This window comes from uncultured Victivallis sp., from assembly GCF_944391105.1.
Lineage (GTDB): Bacteria > Verrucomicrobiota > Lentisphaeria > Victivallales > Victivallaceae > Victivallis.
The window spans coordinates 1-13,308 of record NZ_CALXSK010000068.1 but is presented as its reverse complement, the minus strand read 5'-3'; the positions used below and the strand labels follow the sequence as shown (position 1 = coordinate 13,308).

Sequence of the window (13,308 nt, the reverse complement as noted above, 5' to 3'; positions counted from 1 at the left end):
GATGTGTCAAGATGGGCTTGGCACATGAGAAAAAGAGTTATTTACAGGAAAAAGCCAATCTTTTTGAAATTGGCTCTAAAAATAAAATTGAGGCAGATGAAGCGATTTATATTTATCTAAAAAACAACCCCGATTTGACAGATAGTCAAAAAGGAGAATTATTTCTGGATGTCATAAATAATTTCACTCTATCAGAAGGAGTTTTTTCTTCTATAATACAAATGGCAGAAGATGAATTATCTTCAGAAATGCTCTCCTGTATGATCGGTAAATTAAGAACACGAATGCAACAACAGCAACGCTTCTACTATTCTCTCAAATTAGGCCATGGTCCCGAATACTTTACCGTGATCAGAGAGTTAGAATTTATAGATAAGTCTTTGATTCCACAAGATGAAGTAACCATTAAACAGATTGCTGAACCGTAAATTGATGCATATTCTATGGGGCATGCAGAAATTATTGGTGGGAAGATGTACCTACTCCATTTTCCTGCATCCCACATTAGTCGCTACTCTAACAATCATGAGCATTCTCAGTTTCCAGCTCAACGCCGCGTCCTTGCCGCAAGTGTCCTCTGTCACAGTCAAGACGCGCGCTCCGCAGAATGAACTCGTGACAGTCTGGTACCGGATCCCGAAAAATTACCATCCGCGCCAGGGACAGATGTCACGGGTGCTGGTTCTCTTCGGCGGACGCAACAGTTCAGGCAAAGATATGGCCTCCGGCAGACTCGGCTGGGGGAAATGGGCCGATGACAACAACGCATTTCTCGTTTCTCCGGGCTTCAAAGACGACAACTACTGGGAGCCGGAAAAGTGGTCCGGCAGGGCACTGCTCAACGCGCTGGAGCAAATCCGGAAAAGATACAACATCTGTACCGATAAACTGCTCTTCTACGGCTATTCTGCCGGAAGTCAGTGCTCGAACCTGTTTCCCGCCTGGCGACCGCAGCTCACCCGTGCCTGGGTGTCACACGCCTGCGGTGTATTCCATGAGCCGACAGCCCGAATGCGCTTCGTGGCCGGACTTGTGACCTGCGGTGACGCTGATCATGCCCGTTATGTCATCAGCCGGAACTTCGTAGAAAACTGCCGGAAAAAGGGGACCAATATCATCTGGCGCTCTTTCCCCAATCATCCGCACGATGTTTCGCCGGATTCACTGCGGCTTGCGCGTGAATTCCTGACCTATTACCATAAAGCCTGTTCTGCCGATTTGACCGGCAGAAATTCCCGCCGCAACGATATTCCCGTTTACCCCTATATCGGCGACGATCAGGAAGGTGTCTTCTACCGCGCCGACTCTCCGAAAGCAAAAAATATTCTGCCGGAAGACCGAGTCCTGCTGCCCGCTCTCTCCATCGCTTTGGCATGGGGAGAAGCGGAATGAAGCTCTGCACTGGTATTTTCTTCTTCTTTTTCGTGACGTTCGGCACCACCGCAGCCGAATTAACCGTTGATGGAGTCGAATTCGCATACAGGCTGCCTTCCGAACCGCCACAGGCAATCATGGTACTCTTCGGCGGTCGCAACTGGAAGGGGGCCGATACCTTGAAACGTTTCCGCTTCGATGATCTGGCTGATCGACACAGGCTGATTCTGCTTTCCCCCTCTTTCCGGGACCGCAACTATTGGGAACCGGAGAAGTGGTCCGGTCCTGCACTTCAGCGTGCCGCAGCCGAACTGGAACGGCATTACCGCATGCCGTCGCGCCCGCTGTTCTTCTACGGCTATTCCGCCGGTGGTCAATGCGCCAGAATGTTGACTGGAAGCGGAATAGCATAAAAGTTGAATATTCTTCGACAGGATTAATGTTGTCCGAATGTTGTCGTCAGGTCGTTTGTTCTGAAAAGCGAATTTCGCAAAACTCGAAAAATTCTCTGAATCAAAAAGACTTTTGTTATGAATTGCACGAATAAGGGGTCGACCTCTTGATTTTTTGAACACATGTCCTCTGCAAGTTTATTTTTGCATTATTGTTTAATTATAAACATGTTACATTAATAAAAGATTACAAAATGAATGTATAGCAGAGAAAAATTGACGATCAAAGGTCGAGCTTCTCGACGTGTGTTTCCGTCAAAAAATGCTCTCCGGACCAAAAGACCGGTCTTTTACTCCCCCGGAGAATTTACCGGGAGAAGGTCTGAAACACACCTTCATAAGAGAAAAGTGGAGATTCTCCGCTTTCGGGCAAAACGCGAGTTGAGCTCAAATTTACCCCCAAAACGAAAAAACCGACCAGAAGACCGGTCGGTGGAGAATTTTGAAAATGGTGGGCGGTACGTGACTCGAACACGTGACCTCTGCCGTGTGAAAGCAGCGCTCTAACCAACTGAGCTAACCGCCCGAAGATCGGTACGTCTTTTAATATACCCCACAACTGTGGATTGTCAAGCTCAAAACCAAAAATTTTTCCGTTATCACCACATTTCCGGAATTCCCGGAATCATCCCTACGCTTTGAGCTTCTCACGGCAGAGCGCCGCACGGCAGACATCACGCTCAGCGGCATTCAGCGCACGACCCGCCGCCTTCTGCAGATGAGCCGCGCCGATCCCGATGAACAACTCGTTCACCGTGTGGATGTTCAACGCCGTAAACATACCGAGATCCACCCCGACCCGAACTCCAGAAAGGCAGTTTACCGCCTCCTCTCCCGAAAGCTTGTAGCTGTGACGCAACGTCCCGTAAGAACGCCCGACATGATCCAGCAACGAAAATTGATCCCGCTGCAGCAGCAATTGCCGCGCGTTCTTCTCATGCGCAATCAACTGCCCGATCACCGTGTTCAAACGCTCGAGAATCTGCGTCTCGCTCTCTCCGAGCGTACTCTGATTCGAAACCTGGAAGAGACTCCCCTGATTCGAAGTGCCCTCCCCGCCGATCCCGCGCACTGCCAGATTCAACTTGTTGATTCCCTGAATCGTCGGCGTGATCTGACCCGTGAGAACCAGCCCCGGCAGATGCAGCATGACCGATGCACGCATGCCTGTCCCGACATTCGTCGGACAACACGTCAGAAACCCGAGCCGATCATCAAACGCGTAATCGAGACGCGAACCAAGCTGGTTATCCAGCTCATCAATCTGTTTCCAGACCGCGTCAAGCTGGAATCCCGGCAGCATCGTCTGAATACGAAGATGATCTTCCTCGTTGATCATGACCGAACGAGATTCGTCGTCCTTGACCAGCAAACGCGTCCCGGTCGGACGATTCAAAAAATCCCGGCTCGCAAGACGCCGCTCCAGCAGCAACTCCCGATCCAGTTCGTTCATCTTCTCCGGATCGAAGGAAAAACACGCCGGGCAGCCGAGCGCACCCGACTCCCGCGCCGCCTCCGAAACCTCATCGCATATCCCGTGCAACTCCGCCGAATCCGCAGCCACCGGAAAACGGTGTCCGGCGAGATTCCGGGCAAGACGAATACGCGAACTGATCGCAATGTCCTCGTCCGGCCCCGCATCCGCCAGAAAACTCACCCGGTTGCGAAGCAGCTGATCGATGTCGTCATTCATGATCCACCTCGCCATTCGTCAGCTGCTCGAGCTCGGCCTTGAGCTGATTGATCCGGTCGCGGCACACCGCGGCTTCCTCATACTCCTCCCGCTTGATGAGCGCATCAAGTTCATGCCGGCGATTGTTGAGCTCGGCCTCCAGAGCCGCACGACCGTCGTGAGATGCCGACTGCGGCCGTTTCCCCAGATGAACCGATCCGCGGTGGACATTCTTGATCGCCTCCGCCAGCATCGGCGCAAACACTTTGTAACACTCCGGACAACCGAGCCGCCCCCCGAAGTTCCGTACCTTGTCCACCGTCCAGCCGCAATTCGGACAAACGGTCGCCCGTTCCGGCTGCGTCTGCTCCTGCGGCGGTTTGAGTACTGACGAGATTTTCCCGAGATTGCAGAGCATTTCGGCCAGATTGAAGCCGAGCGCGCTCAATTCCCCGTTCTTCTCCTTCTCGGAGGCACACGCAGCACAAAGATTCGCCGTGTGTGTCTCTCCGCCGTGCATCTCTTTTATATGAATGGTTGCCTCGTTTTTCTTGCAGATATCGCACAACATATCGGTAACCTCCCCTGCCAGTAATTGTTAAAGGTTCATTTAACAATTTAAAGCGTTTGTTCAATATTGCAAGCGGAAAACAAAACTTTTTTCGCAGAGGAAACAAAGTTCCCCGATCACTCGAAAAGACGCGTTACAAAAGAGGGATTTGCAAACGCGGCCCGATGGACGGCGGAGTTGTAATACTTCAACTTCGCCGCCAGTTCCGGCGGCACCGGACGCGCGGGGAGCGCAATGTCGTCACGATCCCCGGCTACGCACGCGCCGATCGTCCCGGTCGGATAGGTCGGAACCAGAATCGAGGCGTAACCGACCGAACGGAACACCTGTTTCGAAACCTTGCACAACCGCGCCACGATCTCCGGCAGCAGATAGGGAGACTCCGCCTGGGTCGCGATCACGCCGCCCGGACGCAGCGCCTTTTTCATGTCCCGGTAGAAACGCTCGCCGAAGAGCGGAGTTCCCGGGCCGCCCGGATCGGTCGAATCGACAATGATGACATCGTAATACCCCGCCTTGTCCCGAATGAATTCACTGCCGTCGGCAATATGGACATGCACGCGGGGATCCTCGAAGCCGCAGGCAATGCCGGGGAAAAACCGTTTCGAAGTTTCAATCACCTCCGCGTCGATCTCGCAGATGTCCATGACCTCGAGTTCCGGATGTTTCCCCGCCTCGCGCAGCACACCGCCGTCGCCGCCGCCGACCACGAGCAGCCGACGCGGGTCCTCATGGGCGAAAAGCGGAATGTGCGCAAGCATCTCATGATAGGCGAACTCATCGAACTCCGTCAACTGAATGATGCCGTCAAGCAACAGCATTCGTCCAAGTTTCGAGGTCTGGTAAACATCAATCTTCTGATACTTCGACTGCCGGCTGCAGAGCTCCTCCGTCACCTGAACCGTCATACCGAAGCCGTTCATCGCCTCCGTCACCCAGAAATCGGCCATACTTCATGCCTCCCGACGCGTTTTTTTATTCAAATGTTTCGGTCTTCATCTCGACATCGCGGCCGTTCCAGCAGTAGGTGCAGACCTTCGAAGGATCGACCCCGATCGCTTCGATGAGCTTTTCGAGTTTCTGGAACTTCAGCGTATGAAGATTGAGCTCCTTGCGAATCTCCTCGACCATCGCCAGATATTTCGGAGAGTTGTATTCCAGGTACGGCTGAATCATCTCATCATCGGGCTCCTTCCCCTCCAGCTTCTTGATCGCGCGGCGCGCAGCCAGATCCAGTTCGCAGCGGGAGCGCGAAAAATTCAGGAACCGGCAGCCGAAAAGCAGCGGAGGACAGGCCGAACGCATGTGGACCGCCTTCGCTCCGCGTTCATAGAGCCGCACGACCTGATCCTTGAGCTGTGTTCCGCGCACGATGGAGTCGTCGCAGAAGAGCATGCGCTTGTTCTCAATCTCAGTCTGCACCGGGATGAGTTTCATGTGGGCGATGAGATCGCGGACCGACTGATTCTGGGGCATGAAGCTGCGCGGCCAGGTCGGAGTGTACTTGACGAAACTGCGCCGATAAGGCTTGCCCGCGGCATTGGAGTATCCGATCGCATGAGCGATGCCGGAGTCGGGAATGCCGCAGACCGAGTCGATCTCCGGAAGTGTTTCGGCATCGTCCGCAGCCATGCTTTCGCCGTTGCGATAGCGTGCGGACTCCGTGTTGATCCCCTCGTAGCTGCTGGACGGATAGCCGTAATAAACCCAGAAGAAGGTGCAGATTTTCGTGGTGCCGCCGGGGGCGTGTTTCTGGATGACCTCCTTTTCGGTGATTTCAACGATTTCGCCGGGACCGAGTTCATGCTTGAGATGATAGCCGAGATTCGGAAGCGCGGTGGTCTCCATCGTGACGGCGAAGGAACCGGCTTTTTCGCCGATCATGACCGGAGTACGTCCGAACCGGTCGCGGGCGGCATAGATCCGTCCTTCGATGAGCAAGAGGATCGAGCAGGAGCCGTCGATCATGTTCTGGGCGTACCGGATCCCGTCGACGATGCTTTGTTTGCGGCTGATGAGCATTGCGACGATCTCGGTCGGGTTGAGTTCGCCGTCGCTCGACTCGGAGAAGTGGCTGATGCCCGCCTTGAAGGCGGACTCGGCAATCGCATTGATATTGTTGATCTTGCCGACCGTCACGATCGCAAAGTTGCCGAATTTGCTCGAAATGATGAGCGGCTGATCCTCGTAATCGCTGATGATGCCGATTCCGGCGCGGCCGAGGAACTTGTCGATCTCATCGTCGAATTTCGACCGGAACTGTGCGTTGGTGATATCGTGGATTCTCCGTGTGATGCGCCCTTCCCGGTCGCAGACCGCCAGCCCTCCGCGTTTGGTTCCCAGATGAGAGTGGTAGTCTGTCCCGTAAAAGAGATCGCAGACGCAGTCATGGTCTGCGACGACGCCGAAAAATCCGCCCATGGTTTTTCCCCGAAGATTATGTGGTTGAACAACGTTCGCGGGAACCGCATCGAGCGCCGTCCGGCCGGGAAACAGCAGGATCAGCCGGACACAACCGCCCGGAGTTCCGCGCAAAAAACGACGGGATTCCGTGATTTCCAGAATCGAAACCGTCCGGCATATAATTTACAGGCGAAATGCGATGAAGTCAATATGAAAACGGGAAAAGGAGCGGGGTATTTTTCACATCGGATGTTTTTTTCGGAAAAAAGTTTCCGGGAAGGACGAACGGGCTTGATTTTTCGTTTCCGGGATGCTATTTTATTTGAACAAAATTATGCTGGAGCGTTTCCATATCGCAAATTCCACCGCTCGTGGAGGCGTAACCGGCAAAAAGGTGACAGGCTCGGCACCGCGAACCCTGGTTCGATGACGGCAAAAACTGGAAATCGAACGGAGGGAGGGGTACCGTGTTTGTGTTTTGTCGTATATGGAACATCGCTTTCAATTGTGAGGGAAAGGTCATGAAAGTCAGAGCGTCGGTAAAGCGCAGATGCGAATTTTGCCAGATCATCAAGCGCAACGGCACGATCCGGGTCATCTGCTCCCGGGATGCGCGCCACAAGCAGCGTCAGGGTTGATTCCGCTTCACAAGCGTAAAATTTAACAGAATAGGAACAAGAGTTATGCCTCGTATCATTGGTGTGGACATCCCGGGCAACAAGCGCATTGCGTATTCGTTGCGCTATCTCTACGGCATCGGCCCGGCGAAAGCGCTCGAAATCATCGAGAAGGTTCAGATTCCGGAAGACCTCAAGGCGAAAGACCTGACCCAGGATCAGATCGCCGCGATCACGAAGATTCTGCAGAACGACATCGTCGTGGAAGGCGATCTGCGGCGCATGATTGCAGCCGACATCCGCCGTTTGCAGCAGATCAACTGCTATCGCGGAATTCGTCATCGCCGCAATCTGCCGGTGCACGGCCAGCGGACGAAGACCAACGCCCGCACCCGCAAGGGCAAGAAGGTCACAATCGGCGCAATCCGCGATAAAACCCAGCGTCGTCTGGCCGCGAAAGGCTGATAGGGCAATGTTCCGGCACGGCGGCAGAGCCGCATGATCCCGGATGGTTCGATGAATTTGAGATCATAAACAGGAAATAGACATATTATGGCTGAAGAAGTGAAAAAAACCGAAGTCGCGGAAGCGACCGCCGAAGCGGCGGCTTCCACCACGCCGGTCGTCAAGCAGCGCGGCAAGAGCGGCCGCTTCGTTCCGAGCGGTATCGCCTACGTGCTTGCGACGTTCAACAATACGAAAGTGACCTTCACGGATTTGCACGGAAACGTGATCTGCTGGTCGACGGGCGGCAAGAACGGGTTCAAGGGATCGCGCAAGAGCACCGCTTATGCGGCGCAGGTGATCGCCGGAGACGCCGCGAAGAAGGCGCAGCTCATCGGCATGAAAGAGGTCGAAGTCCGGATCAAGGGACCGGGCGCCGGCCGTGAATCCGCCGTCCGCGGGATTGCCGCGGCGGGGCTTGAAATCAGCTCGATCAAAGACATTACACCGGTTCCGCACAACGGCTGCCGTCCTCCGAAACGCCGCCGGGTCTGACCCGACGGGTTCGGGTGGGAGTTCCGCCCCGGCCGTCTGAGGTTTGTATGCGGTTCCGCCGCATGAAGAATTGGAATCAGCGGCCGATGGAGAAACTCTCCGGTTGTTCGTTTTTTTGATAAGAATGCCTGCTGGCATAATCAAGTTTGGAGGAAAAATATGACTGCTGCGATCGGTTTTCCGATGCCTAAGTCGATCATCGTCGATGATGCGAGTTCTACTGAGAATTACGCCAAGTTCATCGCGGCGCCATTTCAGCGCGGGTACGGTCATACGCTTGGCAACTCGCTGCGGCGGGTGTTGCTCTCTTCGCTGGAAGGAGCGGCGATCTGCTCGGTGCGCATCGATGGTGCGAAGCATGAATTCGACGCACTCGACAACGTGCTTGAGGACGTCACCGAGATCGTGCTGAATCTGAAGTGCGTCCGGTTGAATCTTCACGCCGACGGCCCGAAAACCCTGGAGATCCGCAAGGACAAAGCCGGCCCGGTTACCGCCGCGGATATTGTCTGCGACAGCACGGTCGAGGTGCTCAATCCCGAGCAGCTCATCTGCACGCTGGACAAGTCGCTGCCGTTCCGCGCCGAAATCGAAGTGATCAAAGGCAAGGGATATCTGCCCGCGGAAAAGAATACAGTGCCCCGCGCGATCGGAACGATTCCGGTCGACTGCCTCTTCAGCCCCGTGACCCGCGTGAACTATCAGGTCGGCGCGGCACGCGTCGGCGAAGAGACGGAAATGGACAGCCTTGAGCTGGAAATCTGGACGGACGGACGCATCACCCCGCAGGCGGCGCTCGAAGAGGCCGCCCGGATTCTGCGCGATCACCTCCAGCCCTTCATGGGGACTCAGGTGGTTGAGAAGGATGTGGTTCTGACCGATGAAGAAGCGAAGATGTTCAAGCTTCTGTCGCACGACGTCGAAATTCTGGATCTCTCGGTCCGCGCGATGAACTGCCTGAACAGCGCGAACATCAAGCTGATCGGCGAGCTCTGCACGAAATCCGAAAGCCGGATGCTCAAGTACCGGAACTTCGGCAAGAAATCGCTGGATGAAATCAAGGAAAAAATTGAAAAACTCGGGCTTGAGCTGGGGATGACCTTCAGCGATCGGCTGATGACCGCGCTCGAAGCGGAATCGGTCCGGGTCCGGTCCGAAGCTGAGGAGAGCAAATAATTATGCGTCATAGAGTTCATACGTTCAAAGTCGGCCGTTCCAGCGCTCACCGCCGCGCGATGCTGGCCAACATGGTCAGCAGCCTGTTCACCAACGGTCAGATTCAGACGACGCTGGTGAAGGCAAAGGAAGCGCGCCGTTTCGCTGAGAAACTCATCACCATCGGCAAGAAGGGCGATCTGCATCGTCGCCGTCTCGCGGTTGCCAAACTGCGTGACAAGGATGCGGTCAAACTGCTGTTTGACGAAATCGCCCCGGCTTACAAAGATCGCAATGGCGGTTACACCCGGATCCTGAAGCTCGGTGTCCGTCGCGGCGATGCGGCTGAACTGTGCATCCTGCAGCTCGTCAAGGAGCAGCTTGAGCCCAAGGCCGAGAAAAAGGAAGCCGCTCCGAAGGCCGAAGAGGTCAAAACGGAGGAGCCGAAAGCCGAAGAGCCCAAGGCCGAGGAAGCCAAGGCTGAATAAGCGGCAAGCGGATCATAAGAGAACCCCGGTGAAGATTTCATCGGGGTTCTTTTTTTCCGCCCGGAGTTTCCGGGCGGACGAATGGGCGGAGCAATCAGCGCGAAGCGCGGGCGCGCCGTTTTTTGAACTCCTCGAACTCGGCGAGCGTGCCCGGGAAATCGGTGATCTTCCCATCGGCTATCTCGATGATCCGGGTGGCGAGGCTGCGGATGAATTCGCGGTCATGACTCACGAACACGATGGTGTTCTTGTAAAGTGTGAGCGCGTAGTTCAACGCTTCGATCGATTCCAGGTCGAGGTGGTTGGTCGGTTCGTCGAGCGCGAGGACGTTGCCGGCTTCGAGCATCATCTTGGCGAGCACGAGCCGCGCCTTTTCGCCGCCGGAAAGAACCTTCACAGGTTTGTTCACCTCATCTCCGGAGAAGAGCATCTTGCCCATGAACGAGCGCAGTTCCTGCTCCGTGATGCCCTCGCGCGGGGAGTAGCGGGCGAGCCATTCGATCGCACGATCCTCCATATTCAGGATCTCGGAGGCATCCTGCGGAAAGTAGCTCAACTCGACAGTCTCCCCGTGGACGATGGAACCGGAGCAGGGCTCGATGAGTTTCAACAGGATCTTGAGCAGCGTGGTTTTACCGACGCCGTTGGTTCCAATGATCGCGATCTTCTCGTCGTTGCCGACGGTGAGATTGAAGTTTTCGAAGAGCGTACTCTCATAGGTCTTGGAGAGCCCCTCTCCTGAAATGACCTTCTCGCCGAGGCGGGTCTGCGGATTGAACCGGATGAAGGGGGAGACGCGGCTCGAAGGTTTGATCTCCTCGAGCTGGATCTTGTCGAGCTCCTTCTGGCGGCTCGTGGCCTGGCGCGCCTTGGAGGCGTTCGCACCGAAACGGTTGATGAACTCCTTGAGTTCGGAGATGCGGCTCTCCTTGCGGGCGTTTTCGCGCCGCATTTTCTCAAGCGCGAGTTCGTTGGCGGTCATGAAGTCGTCGTAATTGCCCGTGAAGAGGCGGATCTCCTGATAGTCGAGGTCGGCGATGTGGGTGCAGACTTCATTCAGGAAATAGCGGTTGTGGGAGATGACGATGACGGTTCCCTTGTGATTTTTCAGCAGATTGCAGAGCCAGTCGATGCTGGCCATGTCGAGATGGTTGGTCGGCTCGTCGAGCAGCAGAATATCCGGATTGTAGAAAAGCACCTGAGCGAGCAGTACGCGCAGCTTGAATCCGCCGGTGAGACTTGAGAGCGGCTGCGTGTGTTTCTCCTCGGGGATGCCGAGCCCGACGAGGAGTTTGGCGGCGTCGGCCTCCATGGTGTAGCCGCCCGCGTCGGCGAAGAGACCCTCGATATCGTTGGCGCGCTCCTCCTCCTCGGGAGTCAGGTCGACCTTGCTGTAAAGGTATTCGCGCTCCTGGTGGATTTTCCAGAGCTCCTCATTGCCCATATACACGACGTCGAGGATCGGAACATCCTCGTAGTCGTAGTGGTTCTGTTTGAGGAATCCCATGCGGCAATCCTTGTCGATCGAGACGGTTCCGGAGGTGGACTGCTGCTGACCGGATAGGATCTTCATGAAGGTCGATTTTCCGGAACCGTTCGCGCCGATGAGGCCGTAACGGCAGCCGGGGACGAATTTGACCGAGACATTTTCAAAGAGCGTCTGCTGTCCGAAACGCATGGAGATGCCGGATGCTGCGATCATCTGTCGAGGGAACTCCCTTGTTGGTGAATATCAAAAAGACGAATTCAATTAATATAGCACCGCAAACGCCGCATTTCCACTTTTCCAAACGCCAAGAACCTCCCGGCTTGCAAACGGGGGGAGGTTTCCGGCGCCAAAATCATTCTAGTCGCGCACGAGCACGCGGTAGCGGTAGGGGAGCGCAACTTCCTTACGGGGTTCTAGCGTGAGTTCCCAGACCAGTTCGCGGCGCGGGTTGACGCTGTAAACGCCGGTCTCGAGCAGACGGCTCTTCGGACTCCCGTCCGCGGAGAGCAGTTCACCGGAAAAACGGAGTTTAACCACGACTTTCGCCGCGTTCGACCGGAAATTGCGGAGCGTGACCGTACCCTCCACCACGGGACAACGATAGTTCCAGCCTCCGATGGTGATGAGTTCGCGTTTGCCCGGAACTTCGGTTTCGATCCGGTTCCCGCTCACGGTCAGCGCCTTCGTGATCCGCACAAGCGCGTCATCACCGGGATTGACCCACTGGATCGTGCTCTGACCGAGCAGCTTTTCTCCATCGACGATCTCGATCGGAGCGGAGGTGATGGGCGACGGGAACGGATTCCTGAAACGAACCGCGTCCCACAAATCACCGTCGGGATTCCCGTCACCGTTCGGGCGGTTGAAATTCCGTTCGAGCACGCCCCATTCGTTGCGCCAATCGGGGATCTCCCATTCCACGAGCCGTTCGTAATCGGCGGTCGCCTCCGCAAGCGTCCGATACGACACATCCCCCTTCGCAAGCGACACTTTTCCTCCGGACGTGAAGTGAATATCCTCGCTCGCCCCCGACTCCGGCAGCGGGGAAACAGCGGCTGTCTCATTGCGGGCAAAGGAGTTCTTCATCACCACCTGGCCAAGCACACAGGGTTGTCCGTTCAGCCGAGCGTATTCCATCTGGTTGAGTTGCTGTGAAAACGTCTGAAACGTCATTCCGGAGGCCAACGGGCTCGCGACTCCGGCATACTGCAGGTTCGGGAAGCCGGAGACAAAGCTGATCTCCGCATCCTTCAGATCCTCGAGGTCGTTGATGATGGTCGCGGACTGGTCGATCCGCAGTTTCGCCTCGGGCCCGAGTGCGATGCGGTAGGCGGGAGCCCAGGTCAATCCATGCGCGAGATAACTGAAAACAAGCGGCTTGCCCGCCATACCGGCGCGGTTTACGAGCAGCATCCGTTTCTGTTCCCGGATCTCGGAATTGATACCTGTGGATTCGATCGATGCGACCTCGGATGCCCGGAATGTAACAAGGCAGCCATCCTTCTGCCGCACCGCGAGAAATCCGGTTCCCTGAGCGGCAGTTTCCCCGGGACTCCGCCCGCCATGCCAGACACTCGGCTGCTGCGGAAGCGGCGGAACGGCGGATGGCGGTTCCCCGAGCCGGACGAGTGTTCCGGTAATGATGCGTGACGCCTCGCTGCCGGAACTCTTCAACGTTACGGTCACATCGAGATTTTCATAACTTGCAGTGAGATCGGCGAACGGATTGCGGTTCGGAATCTTTCCCGACCGACTTACTCCGGTCACGCTCAGCCCATCGCCCGGCGCAAACCAGAGCGTCCCGTGAATCGGAACAATCGATTCATCGAGAAGAAAGCGATCCGCCGGAGCGGACGCGACCTCCCGCACGACCAGTGCATAGCCGTTTTTGAACAGAGCCACACGTGTAACAGGGGCCTTGACCGCCGGAGCCTCTGCGCTTGCCGCGGCAAAGAGCGCGGAACCGGCAAGAAAAACCGACGACAACCACTTCTGGATGGAATTCATATTGTTTCTCCTATGATAAAATTCCACTTCGATGCCGGGAAAAACTCAATTTTTTACGAGTTTGAATTGAGTAAAATCCTC

The 13,308-nt window shown here is 55.6% G+C and carries 15 protein-coding genes and 1 tRNA gene; 9 read left to right on the top strand and 7 right to left on the bottom strand.

All coding sequences use genetic code 11. The features are described from left to right. The 3 genes from Q0K10_RS14955 to Q0K10_RS14945 form a co-directional block, all read left to right on the top strand. Nucleotides 1–428: hypothetical protein (locus Q0K10_RS14955; RefSeq protein WP_294508718.1), on the top strand; the 428-nt coding region annotated here is incomplete at its 5' end. A 97-nt stretch (nt 429–525) separates the two neighbouring features. Then, complete coding sequence (locus Q0K10_RS14950) at nt 526–1,392, top strand: hypothetical protein (RefSeq protein ID WP_294508715.1); 867 nt, start codon at nt 526–528, stop codon at nt 1,390–1,392. Continuing rightward, complete coding sequence (locus Q0K10_RS14945) at nt 1,389–1,787, top strand: hypothetical protein (protein WP_294508711.1); 399 nt, start codon at nt 1,389–1,391, stop codon at nt 1,785–1,787. Before Q0K10_RS14950 ends, Q0K10_RS14945 begins: the two co-directional genes overlap by 4 nt. Nucleotides 1,788–2,275: 488 nt before the next feature. On the opposite strand, the gene Q0K10_RS14940 is transcribed toward Q0K10_RS14945, so the two are convergent. The 5 genes from Q0K10_RS14940 to Q0K10_RS14920 all read right to left on the bottom strand — a co-directional run bounded on the left by Q0K10_RS14940 (nt 2,276) and on the right by Q0K10_RS14920 (nt 6,490). Further along, nucleotides 2,276–2,352: transfer RNA gene (locus Q0K10_RS14940), tRNA-Val, on the bottom strand. Nucleotides 2,353–2,457: 105 nt separating this feature from the next. Then, nucleotides 2,458–3,534, bottom strand: a complete 1,077-nt coding sequence (locus Q0K10_RS14935) for a protein arginine kinase (protein ID WP_294508708.1) — start codon at nt 3,532–3,534, stop codon at nt 2,458–2,460. Then, nucleotides 3,512–4,069, bottom strand: a complete 558-nt coding sequence (locus tag Q0K10_RS14930) for a UvrB/UvrC motif-containing protein (RefSeq protein ID WP_294508706.1) — start codon at nt 4,067–4,069, stop codon at nt 3,512–3,514. Before Q0K10_RS14930 ends, Q0K10_RS14935 begins: the two co-directional genes overlap by 23 nt. Before the next feature lie 116 nt (nt 4,070–4,185). Continuing rightward, a complete protein-coding gene (speE, locus tag Q0K10_RS14925; protein WP_294508703.1) occupies nt 4,186–5,019 on the bottom strand; it encodes a polyamine aminopropyltransferase in 834 nt (277 codons plus the stop codon). Nucleotides 5,020–5,044: 25 nt separating this feature from the next. After that, a complete protein-coding gene (locus Q0K10_RS14920) occupies nt 5,045–6,490 on the bottom strand; it encodes an amidophosphoribosyltransferase (protein ID WP_294508701.1) in 1,446 nt (481 codons plus the stop codon). On the opposite strand from Q0K10_RS14920, the gene Q0K10_RS14915 reads away from it, so the two are divergent. The 6 genes from Q0K10_RS14915 to rplQ all read left to right on the top strand — a co-directional run bounded on the left by Q0K10_RS14915 (nt 6,458) and on the right by rplQ (nt 9,731). Further along, nucleotides 6,458–6,997, top strand: a complete 540-nt coding sequence (locus Q0K10_RS14915; RefSeq protein ID WP_294508698.1) for a hypothetical protein — start codon at nt 6,458–6,460, stop codon at nt 6,995–6,997. The two genes, Q0K10_RS14920 and Q0K10_RS14915, sit on opposite strands and share 33 nt — an antisense overlap. Continuing rightward, the gene (rpmJ, locus tag Q0K10_RS14910; RefSeq protein WP_106054617.1) at nt 6,994–7,110 is read left to right on the top strand and encodes a 50S ribosomal protein L36; all 117 of its coding nucleotides are present in this window, start codon (nt 6,994–6,996) and stop codon (nt 7,108–7,110) included. Before Q0K10_RS14915 ends, rpmJ begins: the two co-directional genes overlap by 4 nt. 45 nt (nt 7,111–7,155) lie before the next feature. Further along, nucleotides 7,156–7,554 carry a 30S ribosomal protein S13 gene (rpsM, locus tag Q0K10_RS14905; RefSeq protein ID WP_294482953.1) on the top strand — a complete coding sequence of 133 codons (399 nt, stop codon included), beginning with the start codon at nt 7,156–7,158 and terminating at the stop codon, nt 7,552–7,554. 87 nt (nt 7,555–7,641) lie between these two features. Further along, nucleotides 7,642–8,088: a 30S ribosomal protein S11 gene (gene rpsK / locus Q0K10_RS14900; protein WP_294508694.1), complete on the top strand. Its 447-nt coding sequence runs from the start codon at nt 7,642–7,644 to the stop codon at nt 8,086–8,088. A gap of 159 nt (nt 8,089–8,247) precedes the next feature. Beyond that, nucleotides 8,248–9,264, top strand: a complete 1,017-nt coding sequence (locus Q0K10_RS14895) for a DNA-directed RNA polymerase subunit alpha (protein WP_294508691.1) — start codon at nt 8,248–8,250, stop codon at nt 9,262–9,264. Nucleotides 9,265–9,266: 2 nt separating this feature from the next. Beyond that, nucleotides 9,267–9,731: a 50S ribosomal protein L17 gene (gene rplQ / locus Q0K10_RS14890; protein ID WP_366943026.1), complete on the top strand. Its 465-nt coding sequence runs from the start codon at nt 9,267–9,269 to the stop codon at nt 9,729–9,731. Nucleotides 9,732–9,825: 94 nt separating this feature from the next. Here the strand turns inward: rplQ and Q0K10_RS14885 are convergent, their stop codons facing one another. Next, entirely contained in the window at nt 9,826–11,433 is a 1,608-nt protein-coding gene (locus Q0K10_RS14885) for an ATP-binding cassette domain-containing protein (protein ID WP_294508688.1), read from the bottom strand. 144 nt (nt 11,434–11,577) lie between these two features. Then, a complete protein-coding gene (locus Q0K10_RS14880; protein ID WP_294508685.1) occupies nt 11,578–13,227 on the bottom strand; it encodes a hypothetical protein in 1,650 nt (549 codons plus the stop codon). Nucleotides 13,228–13,308: the final 81 nt, after the last annotated feature.

Excerpts from the sequence above, each read along its gene's own strand:
- Q0K10_RS14935 (WP_294508708.1), bottom strand. The coding sequence starts at position 3,534 with ATGGCGAGGTGGATCATGAATGACGACATCGATCAGCTGCTTCGCAAC.
- Q0K10_RS14930 (WP_294508706.1), bottom strand. The coding sequence starts at position 4,069 with ATGTTGTGCGATATCTGCAAGAAAAACGAGGCAACCATTCATATAAAA.
- rpsK (WP_294508694.1), top strand. The coding sequence starts at position 7,642 with ATGGCTGAAGAAGTGAAAAAAACCGAAGTCGCGGAAGCGACCGCCGAA.
- rpsM (WP_294482953.1), top strand. The coding sequence starts at position 7,156 with ATGCCTCGTATCATTGGTGTGGACATCCCGGGCAACAAGCGCATTGCG.
- rpmJ (WP_106054617.1), top strand. The coding sequence starts at position 6,994 with ATGAAAGTCAGAGCGTCGGTAAAGCGCAGATGCGAATTTTGCCAGATC.
- Q0K10_RS14895 (WP_294508691.1), top strand. The coding sequence starts at position 8,248 with ATGACTGCTGCGATCGGTTTTCCGATGCCTAAGTCGATCATCGTCGAT.
- Q0K10_RS14945 (WP_294508711.1), top strand. The coding sequence starts at position 1,389 with ATGAAGCTCTGCACTGGTATTTTCTTCTTCTTTTTCGTGACGTTCGGC.
- Q0K10_RS14915 (WP_294508698.1), top strand. The coding sequence starts at position 6,458 with ATGGTCTGCGACGACGCCGAAAAATCCGCCCATGGTTTTTCCCCGAAG.
- speE (WP_294508703.1), bottom strand. The coding sequence starts at position 5,019 with ATGGCCGATTTCTGGGTGACGGAGGCGATGAACGGCTTCGGTATGACG.
- Q0K10_RS14880 (WP_294508685.1), bottom strand. The coding sequence starts at position 13,227 with ATGAATTCCATCCAGAAGTGGTTGTCGTCGGTTTTTCTTGCCGGTTCC.
- Q0K10_RS14920 (WP_294508701.1), bottom strand. The coding sequence starts at position 6,490 with ATGGGCGGATTTTTCGGCGTCGTCGCAGACCATGACTGCGTCTGCGAT.
- Q0K10_RS14885 (WP_294508688.1), bottom strand. The coding sequence starts at position 11,433 with ATGATCGCAGCATCCGGCATCTCCATGCGTTTCGGACAGCAGACGCTC.
- rplQ (WP_366943026.1), top strand. The coding sequence starts at position 9,267 with ATGCGTCATAGAGTTCATACGTTCAAAGTCGGCCGTTCCAGCGCTCAC.
- Q0K10_RS14950 (WP_294508715.1), top strand. The coding sequence starts at position 526 with ATGAGCATTCTCAGTTTCCAGCTCAACGCCGCGTCCTTGCCGCAAGTG.